The organism is Betaproteobacteria bacterium (assembly GCA_016720925.1).
Taxonomy (GTDB): Bacteria; Pseudomonadota; Gammaproteobacteria; order Burkholderiales; family Usitatibacteraceae; genus UKL13-2.
Map to the genome: position 1 here is coordinate 212,340 of JADKJR010000004.1, position 15,079 is coordinate 227,418.

The window sequence follows — 15,079 nt, forward strand, 5'->3', positions numbered from 1 at the left end:
ATGACTCCTTTGGTGGGAACGTATAATTGCTTTAACGTTTCAATTCTCAATTCGGGTTAATCATGAAGTTTACCGGCAGTCAAAACTATATTGCGACCGACGACCTGATGCTGGCGGTTAACGCCGCCGTTACCTTGCAGCGGCCGTTGTTGATCAAAGGCGAACCGGGTACCGGCAAAACCATGCTGGCCGAGGAAGTCGCCACCGCGCTCGGCAAGCGGCTTCTGCAATGGCACATCAAATCGACCACCAAAGCGCAACAGGGCCTGTACGAGTATGACGCGGTTTCGCGCCTGCGCGATTCGCAGTTGGGCGAGGAGAAGGTCAAGGACATCAGGAACTACATTTCCAAGGGAACGCTCTGGCAGGCTTTTGATTCCGATGAACAAGTGGTGTTGCTCATCGACGAGATTGACAAGGCCGACATTGAATTTCCCAACGACCTTTTGCGCGAACTCGATCGCATGGAATTTTATTGCTACGAGACACGCGAAACGATTGTCGCCCGGCACCGGCCGATTATCTTCATCACCAGCAACAATGAGAAAGAGTTGCCGGACGCGTTCCTGCGGCGGTGTTTCTTTCATTACATCCGCTTTCCGGATGCGGACACGATGCAGCGTATCGTCGATGTACACTTCCCGGAGTTGAAAAAAAACCTGTTGCGGCAAGCACTGGAAGTGTTCTTCGACATTCGCCAGATGCCGGGTTTGAAAAAGAAACCCTCGACGTCCGAATTACTTGACTGGATCAAGTTGCTTGTCGCGGAAGATATTCCGCCGGAGGCGCTCAAGTCCGGCGACAGCGCGAAGTTGATTCCACCGCTATACGGCGCGCTGCTGAAGAATGAGCAGGATGTGCATTTGTTCGAGAAATTGGTCTTCCTGTCGAAGCGGAACCGCTAGTTTTCAGACATGCTGATCGACTTTTCCTTGCGTTGAAGCAGGGCGGCTTGCCGGTTTCGGTGACCGAGTACCTGACGCTTTGCGAAGCGATGGACAAGGGCGTGATTCACGGCAGTGTCGACGACTTCTACTACCTTTCGCGCACCTGCCTGGTCAAGGACGAAGCCAACTTCGATCGCTTCGACCGCGCCTTCGCGGCCTACTTCAAGGGCGTTGAGGCGCTGGACGCGGTTCTGCCGGCCGATATTCCTGAGGAGTGGCTGCGAAAACTCGCCGAAAAATTACTGAGCGAGGAAGAGAAAGCGCAAGTCGAGGCGCTCGGCGGTTGGGACAAGTTGATGGAGACGCTGAAGAAACGCCTGGAAGAGCAGAAGGGCCGACATCAGGGCGGCTCGAAATGGATCGGCACGGCAGGCACGTCGCCGTTCGGCGCGTACGGTTACAACCCGGAAGGCATCCGCATCGGCCAGGAAGGTTCCCGCAATCGCAGCGCGGTGAAAGTCTGGGACCAGCGCGCCTTTCGCGATTACGATGACAATGTCGAACTGGGCATCCGCAATATCCAGCTGGCGCTTCGGCGGCTGCGAAAGTTCGCGCGTGAGGGCGCCGAGGAAGAACTTGATATGGACGGCACCATCCGCGCGACCGCCAACAACGCAGGTTATCTCGACCTGAAACTGGTCGCCGAGCGCCACAACAAAGTCAAGGTATTGCTGTTTCTGGATGTCGGCGGCTCAATGGATGATTATGTGCATCGTTGCGAGGAATTGTTCTCGGCGTGCAAGACCGAATTCAAGCATCTTGAGTACTTCTATTTTCACAACTTCATCTATGAAGGCGTGTGGCGCAATAACCGCCTGCGGCACGCCGAAAAATTATCGACCTTTGACGTGCTCCACAAGTACGGGCCGGACTACAAGTTGATTATCGTTGGCGATGCCACCATGAGCCCCTACGAAATCTTGCAGCCGGGTGGCAGTGTTGAGCACTGGAACGAAGAAACCGGTGTCGTCTGGCTTAAACGCATGACGGACTTTTATCGCCACTCGGTATGGGTCAATCCCACGCCGGAAGCGCACTGGCCGTGGACGCAATCGATCAAGATTGCACGCGAACTCATGGAGGACCGTATGTTCCCAATGACGGTCGCTGGGCTGGAAAAGGCGATGCGCGAGCTTTGCTGAAAAGTCCGCGTCGCATCAAACAAAAAAAACTTGAACCACCGAGACCACCGAGACCACGGAGAAACCCTTAATTTGTTCTGCCTTTCCTCCGTGTTCTCCGTGGTCTCGGTGGTTAACTTCATTCGGCAGGAAGCAAAAACACCAGCATTGGCGAGCCTCGCAGGGCATTATTGCCCGGGAAACCGCGCCCAATGGCGATCTGCGTTTTCGAACCAGCAGCAGAGCGCGCGACGCAACTTCGAGCAATGCCCAGTCGGATCGAATCGTTCGATTACAATGACGACAAAATAGTAAACAATCGGAGGTAAGAGTGCGAATAGCCATGCTGGAAGATGATCTGGATGTGGGCGCGGCCATGCAGCAATGGCTTGAGGCAGGTGGACATACCGTGCACAATTTCGCGTCGGGCAAGGCTATTGTTCGCGAAGCGGCGCGGGAGAGTTTTGATCTGTTCCTTCTCGATTGGCACGTGCCGGACTTGTCGGGCGCGGAGGTACTGAAATTTCTGCGCGAAAAGCAGCAATCAACGGTGCCAGTGTTGTTCGCCACCAGCCGCGATTCGGAGCAAGACATCGTCGCGGCACTGACTGCGGGCGCGGACGACTACATGATCAAGCCGGTGCGGCGTATGGAGCTGTTGGCCCGCGTCGAGGCGCTGGTGCGCCGCGTGCGCCCCCGCCAGCCGGAAGCCGAGGCCATTGACCTGCCGCCGTATCACATTGATCTTGTCAACCGCGTCGTCAAGATGGACAACGCGGCCATTGAGATGACCGACAAGGAATACGAACTGACACTTTTCCTGTTTAACAACCTCGGCCGGCTTTTGTCGCGAGGCCATATGTCCGAAAGTGTCTGGGGGCGCTCCGCCGATATCCAGTCGAGGACCGTGGACACGCACGTCAGTCGCGTACGCAAGAAGCTCGATTTCGGTCCCGAGCGCGGGCTGCGATTGACGCCAGTCTACAACTTCGGATATCGCCTCGAAAAGGTCACGCAGTAGTGACCCGGCGTGTGACTTTTGCCGCCGCAGGATAAGGCCTCTGGCGGTGTGACCGGGGTTGCGTGAGGGGTCAATTGAAAATTGTCGCGCGGTTGCGCCATCCGGTCATTCGCGAATGGCTGGCCATTCTGCTTGCACTGTGCCTGCTGGCGTTTTTTGCGCAACGCGGCGAATGGTTCTGGCGCGTCGATCAAACGCTCTACGATTCGTCCATCGGTCTTATACAGCGGCCCGCCCAGTCCGAAATCGTTATCGTCGGCGTGGACGAACAGAGCCTGAAGCAGATTGGTCGCTGGCCCTGGAAGCGCGGCATTCACGCGACGATTCTGAATCGGCTGACCGAGGCGGGTGCCAAGGTCGTGATGTTTGACGTGATCCTCAGTGAAGCCGACAGGCTTGACCCAATGGGGGATCGCGTTCTGGCCGCGGCGATAAAAGCCAACGGCCGGGTAATCCTGCCGATTGCCACGGATGCGGTGGATGGCGTGAGCACCGGCGAGGCGCCTCCGGCGCCGGAATTTGCCACCGCCGCTGCGGGGCTCTCCCACATCAGTCTTGAACTGGATCCTGACGGCGTGCTGCGCTCCGTTTATCTGCGTAGCGGCATCGGCGAGGCGCGGCATGATATTTCATCGCTGGCGGCATTGCGGATTGCGGAGCCGGCCAGATGGCCGGCAACAGTGGTCTTGCCGGGCGAATCCAATCCCCGACGGACTGCATTCAGCCGAGCATGGGTACGCGATAACTGGTACCACGTCCCCTTCGCCGGGCCGCCCGGACATTTCAGAACCATTGCCTATGTCGATGTATTGCGCGGGGACGTTCCCGCCGCCGCCTTCAAGGACAAAATCGTGCTGGTGGGCGTCACGGCCTCCGGATTGCGGGACGAATACCCGACACCGGTATCCGGGCGCACGCGGGCGATGTCGGGGATCGAGGTGCAGGCCAATATTTTGCAGGGCCTGCGCGAAGGAATTGATATTCGGCTCGTGTCGATGACCGCGTCCGTTCTCGTGGCATGCGCACTGATCCTGTTGTTGATGTTCAGCTACCTGTGGCTGACACCTCGTCGCGCATTGGCCGCGACCGGCCTGATGTGTGTTGCCGTGTTCGCCGGGCCGGCGTTGCTTTTCCGCTATCAGTTGCTGTGGCTGTCGCCGGCGGTGCCACTCCTTGGCCTGCTGCTGGCGTACCCGTTGTGGAGTTGGCGGAAGCTCGAAGCGACCCAGCGCTATTTCGATGCGGAATTGGCGCGGCTGGAGCGCGAACCCAGTATCGTGCCGGAGGAAACTGCCCGTTCGATCTCGCCGCGCTCGATGGCGAACACATTTGTTCCGGACGTAATTGAGAACCGAATTGCTGCCTTGCAGGCCACCACCGAGAGGTTCAGGAATCTGAACCGCTTCGTGGCCGATAGTCTGGAAAGCCTGCCAGACGCGGCACTGGTGACCGATGCCGAAGGCCGCATCTTGCTGGCAAACTCGTCGGCAGATCGCATTTTCAAATCGCGCCGCAAAGCAACCGAGCGGGCAGTCGATCGCCCATTGGAGGGCCGCGACCTGTTTGAGCAATTGACCGCATTCCGGCATGAGGCCGCGCGCAGCTGGCGTGACATCTGGATGGATGTGCACGATGAAACGCGCATGATGTCGCTCGAGGCCAAGGGGCCGGACGACCGCGAATACCTGGTGCAAATTGCGCCGGCGTTTTCCGCGCGCGGCACGCAAACCGGCTCGATCGTGACATTGACTGACATTTCACCCTTGCGGGAAACCGAGCGCCGCCGCGACGAAGCGCTGCGTTTCCTGTCGCACGATATGCGCTCGCCACAGGCGTCGATTATCACCTTGCTGGACATGTATCACGACGATCCCGCCGGCATGCCAATTCCCAAATTGACCGACCGGATTGGTAAATATGCGCGGCGGACCTTGAATCTCGCCGATGATTTCCTGAGGCTCGCCAAGGCGGAACGCGTCAACAGCAGGGATTTTGAGCCGCTGAACCTGTGCGAACTCCTGCGCGACGCCGTGGATGAGGCCTGGTCGACCGCAACGGCCAAGGAAATCAGCATCGAGCTCGATATTGCGCAGGAAGAATCGTGGGTGTCAGGCGATCGCGATCTGCTGACACGCGCAATGATGAATCTGCTTTCCAATGCAATCAAATATAGCCCGCCACGAACCACGATTCGCTGCACGCTTTCTGCTGGATTGCAGACGTGGTGCGTGCGCATCGCCGATCAGGGCTACGGAATCGCCGAGACGGATTTGCCCAAGCTGTTTACGCGCTTCACTCGTCTGAAGCACAACACACAGCCGGAAGAGGATGGCATCGGATTGGGGCTGGTGTTCGTCAAGACGGTGGTGGAACGCCACGGCGGTGCAATCGGTGTGCAAAGCAAAGTGGCTGCCTCGGATGGCGATACGCACGGCACCACCTTTACGCTTACCCTGGACGCGGTCGTGGCGCCGGCCGATTAGCGTCGCTGAAACAGGTAGATCCCATCCTCCCCGCGTGAACGCACTGCGCGCCCGGCGCGCCAGAGATAGTGCAAATGGGCAATGGCTTCGCCGATGGCGAAAATTAGCTGGTGATCATTCAACGGGCGGCGGAACAACACCGGCAGAATTTCTGCCGCGCATTTCGGGGTATCGAGCGCTGCTTCAAGTTCCGCGAGGCGCGTCGCGTGATGCGCGCGAAGCTCGGCAATGCGTGCGTGCAGGCCGGAAAATACCCGGTCGTGCGAAGGCAACACCAGCGTATTGTCCGGCAGCGCCTCGAACTTGCCCATCCCATCGAGAAACAGTTTCAACGGATTCGCCTCGGGTTGATTGCCCCATACGCCGACATTGGTGGTGATGCGCGGCAGTACCTGATCACCGGAGATCAGAATATCTGCGTCCGATGAAAACAGGGTTGCGTGTTCGGGCGCATGGCCGAACGCTGTCATGACGCGCCAGTCGCGCTTGCCGATGCGGATGACATCACCTTCCATCATGCGGAAATACTGTTTGGGTACTGTCGGCACGCCACGCTTGTAGGCGCCGGTTCGCGCTTTCTGCGCGTCGGCAAAATCCGGACGTGCCTTGGCGAGGCCATGTTCCAGGAACAGGCGCGCGGAATTTTCGCGATCGAATCCGGCGACATCTTCAGCGGCGGCGTGGGCGGATAAATACTCGGCAGCCGTCATCCATACCGGCGCGCCGGTGTTTTCGTGCAACCATGCGGCGCAACCGACATGGTCAGGATGGTAGTGCGTGACAATGATGCGCTTGACCGGCTTGCCCTGCATGGTTTCCCGAAAATGCTGTTCCCACAGCGCATGCGTCTCCGGTACGCCGTAGCCGGTGTCGACAAGTGTCCAGCCGGGTCCTGACTCATCGTCATCTTCAAGCAGCCAAAGATTGATATGGTCGAGCGCGAATGGCAGCGGCATGCGAATCCAGAAAATGCCGTCGGCAACGCGGATCGATTCGCCGGGAGCGGGCGGTGTTTCGTGTGGGTAGGAGATCATGGGTGATTGGAGTGGGAAAGCAGTGAAGAATTGCCGCTCATTGGCACGGGCAATTCGAATGTGTGTCAGTGGCGCGGTTTATTTGGTCGTGAACGTAAACACGCCATCCCAGTTGGCACCGGGGGGCTTCATGCGCAGATTGGCCACGCGATCAATATAGAGTTGATACGCCTTGCGATGCGGGTCTGCCTGGGCAAGTTTGACGAGCGCGGTTTCTGCGTCGTCCCAGCGTTGCGCGCGATACCGTTCTATCGCGCGGTGGAAGCGGTCGATCTCGTCGAGTATCTGGTCGGCGACTTCGCCTTTCTTTCCCACCGGCTCATAAATTGAAATCGGTTCGAGCTTGCCTTTGACGCGCACGCGGTCGAGTTCACGGTAGACCACGCTGGTCACAGCTTGGACAATATTTTCCGTCACCAGAATGCCCACGCCATATTCCTTGGTGAGCCCCTCGAGGCGTGCCGCCAGATTCACCGTATCACCCATCACCGTGTACGCGCGGCGGAATGACGAGCCCATGTCGCCGACGCTCATCATCCCGCAATTCAGGCCGACGCCGAATTCCAGCTTGGGCCAGCCGCGCTTGATGAAATCCGGCCCGATCTCCTTGCCCTTCTTCTGCATCGCCATCGCCGAAAACAGCGCATGTTCGGCGTGCTTTTCGTCCTTCAATGGCGCACCCCAGAATGCCATGATGGCGTCGCCGATGTACTTGTCGATGGTACCGCGGTCACGCTGAATGACTTCGGTCATCGCCGTGAGGTAGGCGTTCATCAACGCTGTCAATTCGGTTGGCGCCAGTCCTTCGGAGATCGTGGTGAAGTTACGCACGTCGGAAAACAGCACCGTCATGTCGCGGCTTTCACCTTTGGTCGTGTAGGTGCCCGGATCCTTGGCCATTTCCTCGACCAGTTCTTTTGGCACATAGGTGCCGAAGATGCCGGTGATCTGGCGTTTGGATCGCGCTTCAATGAAGAAGCCATAGGTCATATTAAGTAGGTAAAGGACGCCGATCATCAATAGCGGCATGGCGATCGGCAAGACGTAATAGGATGACCACCAATACATATTAAATGCGGTGTACGCCAATGCGGTTGCAATGGCGGTGACCGTCGCCCAGAGTGGACTTAATTTAACGAGAGCCAACGCCAACGGAATGCCCAATAGCAGGATAATGTAACTGCTGATCGCCACTTCATAGGGTGGCCGGCGCTTCAGGCTCCCATCCAGATATGCGGAGACCATGGTGGCGTGTGTTTCTACGCCTGGATACGCCTCGTTGACTGGTGTATTCCGAAGATCGAGGAGTCCTTGCGCAGAAGACCCGACAAACGCGATCTTGCCTTCGAGTTCGCCGGGAGTGAGCTTGCCGCGCATGACGTCGGTTGCTGAGATGTACCGGAACATCGGATTGCGACCGCGATAAGGGATATATGCGGCGCCAGAACTGTCGATTGGGATAACAATGTCTCGAACTTGCGCAAACTTGAATTTTGGAATGCCATCACCCTCTTCATCACGAAACACCACCTTCAGCGGTTCGTTGTCGATAAAGGTACGGAATGTCGCCAGTGAAAGCGATTCGTAGTATCCGTCCTTGAACTTGACCAGCATGGGGATACGTCGCAAAACACCATCAAAATCAATCTGGGGAAGGATGTGCCCGGTTGCCGACGCTGCGTCCTGCAACATTTTCAAATTGCCGCTGTAACCCTCGATCTCCATGCTCGCGATTGGCTTCTTGTCAGGGGCCAGGCGAAATACAGGTACCGGGAGGCTTCCAAGCTGCAATTTTTCCAGGCCTTCTCCGGATCGTTCATTCATGCCGGCGAAAGCGAGGACGACCGGATATTTCTTGATGGCCTCGGCAAACTGTGAGTCATAGTCCAGCGAAGGTCGCAGATCGCTTAACTTCGCCTGGTATTCCGCGTTCGACTTGAATGCAGTCTTGCCCAGCATTTCAAGTGTGTCGAGGCCTGAGCTGTTGTCGGGTTCCGTAAACAAAACGTCAAATCCCACGACCTTGAGCTTGTAAGTGTCGAAGAGCTGTTTAAGCAATAACACCCAGCGGTCGCGCGAAAGCGGCCAGCGGCCCTCGGCGGCAAGCGTACGTTCATCAACATCGATGATGACGACGCGAGGATCGATTGTTTCCGGCATCGTGGCGCGGAGGCGAATGTCGTAGGCCTGTTCTTCCAGGCGCTGAAGAAATGTAATCGGGCTGCTTTGCGTACTGTAAAACTTGTAGCTGAAATCCAGGACGTAATAGAAAACAAACAGCACGACAATTCCCAAACCCAGACTCGCGCGAATAATCGCGTTGATCGAAGAAAAATACTTGGTCCACAGCGCCGAGAGTTTATTCATGGAAAAGTTTGGTATTCAGCAGATCGGGCCGCGCGATTGCGCAGGTGAAATCCCGCATGAAAAATGCGACCTTTTGGATTCTTCAGCATCAACCGTGCCTCCCAGCGCGAATGCGGTTTATCGAGTGAGCGCCCAAGTGTTGTCGCACGAAGTTTACTCTAAAGCTGTCGCGTGATGATCGCGCGTCTCTCGCAATTTGTGGATGAACGCCAGCACTGGCGGGCTTCTCAGGGCAAAAATGCCTGAAGCACCGCACCAGTGCTGGAGTTTGTCCTGTCGCGCGTGATCGATATACTGGCCCTCTCAAAATCGGTGTTTTGAAGGCAGCGCATGCGAGCAAACATATTCAGGGTATTCGTCGTAATGATGTTCAGCCTGGGCCTCAATGGCATCGAAACGGCGCAGACTGCGGCGGCTGCCGCCTCGCCGCCCGCCATTGTTCTCGCCAAGGTCCTTGACCCATCCGTCGACCCGGCGGACTATTTCGTCAGCGAAAAATTTGATGGCGTGCGCGCCATCTGGGATGGCGAGGTGCTGCGATTCCGCAGCGGCAATGTAGTCAATGCGCCGGCGTGGTTCATCGCCAAATTGCCAAAGCAATCGCTCGATGGCGAACTTTGGCTCGCGCGCGAAACATTTGAAGTCCTATCCGGCTACGTGCGCAAGACCGATCCGGTCGACGAGGAGTGGCGCCAGATCAAGTACCAGATTTTCGAATTGCCTGGCGCGCCCGGTCGATTTGAAGAACGCTATGCGCGAATTCAGGCCATCGTCAAACAAGCCGCTTGGCCACAGTTGGTGGCGGTTCACCAATTTCGAGTGAGCGACCGCGCAGAACTGAAGCGCAAGTTTGATGGGGTGGTGAAAGCAGGAGGAGAGGGCCTGATGTTGCATCGTGCCGACGCGCTGTATGTGACCGGGCGCAGTGATGTATTGCTCAAGTTGAAACCACTCGACGATACCGAAGCGATCGTCGTCGAGCACATTCCCGGCAAGGGCAAGTACGCGGGAATGCTTGGCGCATTGCGGGTGGAGGCGCCCGATGGCAAACGCTTCACGATCGGTACGGGGTTTACGGATGCCGTGCGCAGGGATCCGCCGCCGGTGGGGTCGACGATTACCTACACCTATCGCGGGCTCACGCGAACCGGTGTGCCGCGATTTGCGAGTTATTGGCGGGTGCGGGAGAAGTTTTGAGACGGCGGATCATAGAGTATTGCGACGAAAACTCCAGCACTGGTGCGGATTTTCGGGCGAAATAGCCCGGAGAGGCGCGCGGGTTCTTGAGTTTTGACTTTGTGTCAGAGGTAGGAAGCGGGAATCCCTTTTCGGCGGAGCCGAAAAAGCCGCCTCGGCACTTGCAGGCGCCTCGGATTCGCGAGGCACTCGACATGCCGCAGGGCATGTCGAGTGTCCACGCTCATCCCGCGTCCGGTCCGGACGCGGATTCGATTCCCGCAAACTGCAATATCAAAAAGAAATGCCACCCGATAAAGCTGGGTGGCATTTCCTTTTGCTGGTGGAGCCGGCGGGAATCGAACCCGCGTCCGCAAGCCCTCTACAGGCCGCTCTACATACTTAGATCCCCATATTTGATTCTGACCACACACACGCCAAGGGGCGGGCTTATGTGCAGCGGGTCACCTTGATTTAACCGCCGGCCAAGTGACCCGACCGGTAGCGATCCTCGTTAATGACTCTGCTGTGTATTGCTACACCCGGCGTTGAGGCCCACCGGTGCAGAGTCCAGCCGGTATTAAGCGGCTAGAGCGTAGTTTTCGTCGTTTGCGACTATTGATTTGCGGTTGTATTTACGAGGTGACCACCCCTCGGTATGCACGGTTCTGCTTTGTAGCCCACGTCGAAACCAGGTCGGCCCCGAATTCGATATGTGGTGTGATTCTACGTGGATATGGGGACTTTGGCTGGGATTTCAAGCGGGCACGGCGGCAGGTGCCACAATAGCGCCTTGGGGCCATTCGATCGTAATTCGGGCACCGCCCATAGTGGACTTGGAGATTACCGCCTTTCCGCCGTGCCATTCGGCGATGCGTTGCACGATGGCAAGCCCAAGTCCGGTGCCACCGCCAGTAGTATTCCGGGTGCGGCTTTCGTCGAGGCGCGCAAACGGGACGAACAGCTTCGCGTGATCGGCTACCGGAATCCCGGGGCCATCGTCATCGACATGAATGAAATAGCGGTTGTTGCGTGCATCGACCTGGACTTCGACGCGCGATTTCGCAAACCGCAGCGCATTACGCACCAGATTCTGTACGGCCCGTGCCATAAACTTTGGCTCGCACGCGGCATCGGTCACGTGCGACTCCACCGCGACGGGAATGCTGATGTCGCTTGCCTGCGCAGCTTCGATTTCGTCTTCAATTGCGTTTGGCAACCAACTCTCGACCGGTACGGGTGCAAGGATCATGTCGGGTGCGGCGGTGTTGCGTTCCAGGCGCGAGTACAGCAGCATTTCCTGGACCAGTGCATCCAGTTCGTCCACGTCCTGATGCATTTTCTTTAGAAGTTGTTCGCGCTCGCCCGTGGTCTGTGCATCCTCGGCCAGCGTGATGGCAAAACGCAATCTCGCCAGTGGCGTTTTCAGTTCGTGCGAGACGGCGTTGGTGAGATCTCGGTGCGAATCGACGAGGCGGCCGATGCGTTCCGTCATGCGGTTGAAGGAGTTTGCGATCGGTCGCAGGGCAGAGCTTGCGCGCATTTGCAGGTCGATTGCGAAGTTGCCTTCGCCGACTTTTTCGGCAGCGGACTCCAGTTTTTTCATGTCGCGCCAGAACAGCCTCAACCAAAGAAGCAGGGCGATCGCATAAAGGGACGATTCCACCATCCAGGTAAATACAATGGGACGGAAAACGCCGAAGATGAGTGGCATGGGCGGCGCGGGTGCGACCAGCACCGCGACAAAATCGGTGTCAAAAAGCGTGCGGTACATGATGAGCCCGCCATTGTCGGGGAGCGTATGCAAATGTACGCTGCCACTGGCAATCTGCTCAATGGCGCCGCTGGGGAGTTCGCCGCTGGATCTGAGGCTATCCAGCTTTTGCAGGTGCGCCGGGGCGCCGATACGTTTCTGCAGCACTTCGACGCGCGCGGACCACTCGGCTTGTGGATATGGGCGCAGGGCTTCTTCGAGAAAGACAAACGTCCGCCGCACGCGCTCCTGGCTCGCGTTCGCGGCGGTTTCACGAGTGGTGTGGTCGAATACCTGTTTCTGGATCAGGAACGACGTCAGCGACGTGAGCAGGATGAACACCCACAGCTTGAGAAATAGCTTACCCACGGCGCGCAATATTTACCAGGCAGACGGGCTGAAAAGATACCCGTGTGGACGAACCGTCTTGATGTGCGCTGAGCCGATCGCATCGTCGCCGAGCTTGCGGCGCAGGCGCGAGACGCGCGAATCGATGGATCGATCGATTCCATCGTAGTCCAGTCCGCGCAGCGATTTGAGGATCTCGTTGCGTGGCAACACGCGTCCGGCGTTACAGGCCAGCAGCCAGAGCAAGTCGAACTCCGCCGTGGTGAGGTCCACTTTATTGTCGCCGATCTTCACGTCGCGCGAACTCTTGCTGATGCGTAGCTGGCCAAACTGTAGTACGTCGCCATTGGCGGCAATTTTTTCCTGCGTGGCTGAACGGCGCAGGATTGCCTTGATATGCGCCAGCAGTACCCGCGGTTGAACCGGCTTGGCGAGATAGTCGTCGGCGCCCATCTCAAGGCCAAGCACCTGGTCGATGTCCTCGTCGCGCGCGGTAAGCATGATGATCGGTACTTCCGACCCTTGGGTTCGCAACGCACGGCAGATGTCAAAACCATCCATGCCCGGGAGCATCACATCGAGCACAATCAGATGTGGCTGTTCCGCGGCGATGCGCGCCAGGGCCGCGTCGCCGCGATGCTCAATGGTTACCTGAATGTTGCGCTTGCCGAGATATTCAGCAGTAAGGCGCGCAAGTTCGACATCGTCTTCAATGACCAGTACGCGATAGGCTTGCCCGGTAGCTGTATGAAGGCTATCGGGATCGTGTTCGCGGCGTGGGGAGGATGCAAGGGAAGTGGGGGTCGTGGGGGATGGCATTGCGTATCCTTGCAGCATGGCTGTCTCCGACAGGATTGTGCAATTATCAAGGATACGTGGGGAAAAGTGCGCGTGTGTAGCGCTATGTAGCCAAATATCGCCAAGCGCCGGATCAGCCGGCACGTGACGCCTGGATAAATGCCGTGATATCGGCGGGTGAGTTCATCCACGCGGCGGCCGGCCAGTTATGCGGCGCGGACGTTACACCCAGGTAGCCATACAACGCAACGATTCCACGCATGCCGGCCGCATTCGCGGCATCGATATCGCGTACATCGTCACCAACATAAAGGCAATTTGCGGGATCGATCTTGATCAGCCCGGCAGCGTGCAAAAGTGGGTCAGGATGAGGTTTGGCGCGCGCACAGGTGTCACCGCAAACCACGCAGGCAGCGCGTGGCGAAATCCCCAGTGCGTCGAGCAGGGGAACGGTAAATCGCGTCGCCTTGTTAGTAACGATTCCCCAGGCAATGTCGCGCTGCTCAAGGTCATCGATGACATCGGCGATACCGTCGAACCATCGGCTGTCGATGCAGAGATTGCGCGCGTATTCTTCGTGAAATGCATCGCGCAAGGTAAGGAAATCAGCGTCGGCGGGTCTGATATTGAATCCCGCCTCAAGCATGCCGCGCGCACCGTTGGATACATGTGGCCGTAGTATCGACAGCGGTAGCGGTTCAAGACGGCGCTGGTGGCGGACGGCATTCAGTGCCCGCGCCAAATCCGGTGCGGTGTCCGCGAAAGTGCCATCCAGGTCAAACAGAACCGCGCGGACCGTCGCGCTGGACGCCAACTGCATGGTGTGAAATCAGGCGCGCAGCAGGTTGAGCGGTTTGAAATCGCGGTCGAATATTCCGCGAGCCGACCCGCCCCACCAATTTTCGATCATGGTCGTGTAAAGCGAGCGATAGTCGATGACCGGTGCCGGTCCATCGATGGAAAAGACATCGATCACCGGTATCGCCTCGCCATACAGCCCGCCGTTGACGCGGCCCCCTGTAACCATGTGCACGGAAGACCAGCCGTGGTGCGTTCCTCTTTCTGCGTTTTCTTTCGGGCTGCGGCCAAACTCATCATAGGTGGCGACCAACGTCCTGTCCCATCGGCCGATTTCCTGCATGCCATGTCGAAATGCGGCGAGACCGGTTGCGAGACGTTCAAGCGCTGCACCATGAAACTTGAGCTGGTTCCAGTGAGTGTCGAAGGCGTCGTGTTGATCGCCGTTTGCCGCATTGATCGTGATATGGACCACGGGCGGCGCCATGCCGGCGGCAGCGAGTTGTACCGTGGCTCTTAATGCATCGCCGAACTCGCCGACCGGAAATGGCGTTTTCAGTGAAACACGTTTGCTTTGCATGAATGATTTTGCCACCTCGCGAGCAGGTGTGGACGTCAAATACTGCGTACCTTCCACCTTCTGAAGCGCGAGCCATTCTGACGGATGCTGCATGTTTACAACGCGGACTTTGTTGCCGCGGAAAGGGCCCATTGGATCGCCTTCGCGAATATCGAGGTCACCGAAGCCAATTGCGTCAGGTGCCGGTCGTTGCCAACGGCATATGGCGGGCGGTGGAATTCGCGGTCAGCGCGCGGGTCAGCCAGACATCGGTAAGGTACTGGTCGATGCTTGCCACGGTGAACTGCATTTCCAGGTCCCGATAGTGCTGGTTGGTGACTTCCTGCTGACCGATGCCCTGAACAAGCGCCAGTTCACGCGATTCCCATAGCGGCATGATCGCGCTCATGCCAGGGTGAAAACCGTGCCGGTCAGTGATCTTGATGACCTGATCGCGCTTCAATGCGAGTGTTGGTCGCAGCTTCGCGTATCGCTCGTTGGTGTATGGCACGAACGTGTTGTACGAATCGTTGCCGCCTTTGAGATAGATCAAAACCAGCAAGCGGGATTCGGCATGCGTAGCAGGAGTGGCTGCGCTCGCAAACTGCCACGGCATTCCCAGCAGCGGCGCCGCGGAGGCGAGCGAGAGAAATTTTCGGCGACGGGGGTTCATG

At 57.7% G+C, this 15,079-nt stretch carries 13 protein-coding genes and 1 other RNA gene; 6 read left to right on the forward strand and 8 right to left on the reverse strand.

From position 1 onward, the window contains the following. The first annotated feature begins 62 nt into the window (after window positions 1-62). The 4 genes from IPP88_07290 (at window position 63) to IPP88_07305 (ending at window position 5,572) form a co-directional block, all read left to right on the forward strand. Window positions 63-905 carry a MoxR family ATPase gene (locus IPP88_07290; GenBank protein ID MBL0122533.1) on the forward strand — a complete coding sequence of 281 codons (843 nt, stop codon included), beginning with the start codon at window positions 63-65 and terminating at the stop codon, window positions 903-905. 89 nt (window positions 906-994) lie between these two features. Beyond that, entirely contained in the window at window positions 995-2,089 is a 1,095-nt protein-coding gene (locus tag IPP88_07295; GenBank protein MBL0122534.1) for a VWA domain-containing protein, read from the forward strand. 322 nt (window positions 2,090-2,411) lie between these two features. After that, window positions 2,412-3,089, forward strand: coding sequence for a response regulator transcription factor (locus IPP88_07300; GenBank protein ID MBL0122535.1), 678 nt, complete (start codon window positions 2,412-2,414; stop codon window positions 3,087-3,089). A 74-nt stretch (window positions 3,090-3,163) separates the two neighbouring features. Further along, window positions 3,164-5,572: a CHASE2 domain-containing protein gene (locus IPP88_07305; protein ID MBL0122536.1), complete on the forward strand. Its 2,409-nt coding sequence runs from the start codon at window positions 3,164-3,166 to the stop codon at window positions 5,570-5,572. Here IPP88_07305 and IPP88_07310 read toward each other — a convergent pair. After that, window positions 5,569-6,606 (reverse strand): MBL fold metallo-hydrolase, encoded by a 1,038-nt coding sequence (locus IPP88_07310; GenBank protein ID MBL0122537.1) that lies wholly within the window; start codon window positions 6,604-6,606, stop codon window positions 5,569-5,571. The two genes, IPP88_07305 and IPP88_07310, sit on opposite strands and share 4 nt — an antisense overlap. 78 nt (window positions 6,607-6,684) lie before the next feature. Continuing rightward, window positions 6,685-8,973 (reverse strand): adenylate/guanylate cyclase domain-containing protein, encoded by a 2,289-nt coding sequence (locus IPP88_07315; GenBank protein MBL0122538.1) that lies wholly within the window; start codon window positions 8,971-8,973, stop codon window positions 6,685-6,687. Between IPP88_07315 and IPP88_07320 the strand changes: the two genes are divergently transcribed. Together IPP88_07320 and IPP88_07325 are read left to right on the forward strand one after the other, a co-directional pair. Continuing rightward, window positions 8,972-9,148 (forward strand): hypothetical protein, encoded by a 177-nt coding sequence (locus IPP88_07320; GenBank protein MBL0122539.1) that lies wholly within the window; start codon window positions 8,972-8,974, stop codon window positions 9,146-9,148. The genes IPP88_07315 and IPP88_07320 overlap by 2 nt on opposite strands. 191 nt (window positions 9,149-9,339) lie before the next feature. Beyond that, a complete protein-coding gene (locus tag IPP88_07325; protein MBL0122540.1) occupies window positions 9,340-10,170 on the forward strand; it encodes a DNA ligase in 831 nt (276 codons plus the stop codon). Window positions 10,171-10,490: 320 nt separating this feature from the next. Here IPP88_07325 and ssrA read toward each other — a convergent pair. The 6 genes from ssrA to IPP88_07355 form a co-directional block, all read right to left on the reverse strand. Next, window positions 10,491-10,853, reverse strand: a transfer-messenger RNA (tmRNA) gene (ssrA, locus tag IPP88_07330). Window positions 10,854-10,906: 53 nt separating this feature from the next. Next, window positions 10,907-12,271, reverse strand: coding sequence for an ATP-binding protein (locus tag IPP88_07335; GenBank protein MBL0122541.1), 1,365 nt, complete (start codon window positions 12,269-12,271; stop codon window positions 10,907-10,909). A 12-nt stretch (window positions 12,272-12,283) separates the two neighbouring features. Continuing rightward, complete coding sequence (locus tag IPP88_07340) at window positions 12,284-13,069, reverse strand: response regulator (GenBank protein ID MBL0122542.1); 786 nt, start codon at window positions 13,067-13,069, stop codon at window positions 12,284-12,286. A gap of 112 nt (window positions 13,070-13,181) precedes the next feature. Then, window positions 13,182-13,868 (reverse strand): HAD-IA family hydrolase, encoded by a 687-nt coding sequence (locus IPP88_07345; GenBank protein MBL0122543.1) that lies wholly within the window; start codon window positions 13,866-13,868, stop codon window positions 13,182-13,184. A gap of 9 nt (window positions 13,869-13,877) precedes the next feature. Then, complete coding sequence (locus IPP88_07350; protein ID MBL0122544.1) at window positions 13,878-14,558, reverse strand: DUF1501 domain-containing protein; 681 nt, start codon at window positions 14,556-14,558, stop codon at window positions 13,878-13,880. A 43-nt stretch (window positions 14,559-14,601) separates the two neighbouring features. Further along, window positions 14,602-15,078: a hypothetical protein gene (locus IPP88_07355; protein ID MBL0122545.1), complete on the reverse strand. Its 477-nt coding sequence runs from the start codon at window positions 15,076-15,078 to the stop codon at window positions 14,602-14,604. Window position 15,079 lies beyond the last annotated feature (1 nt).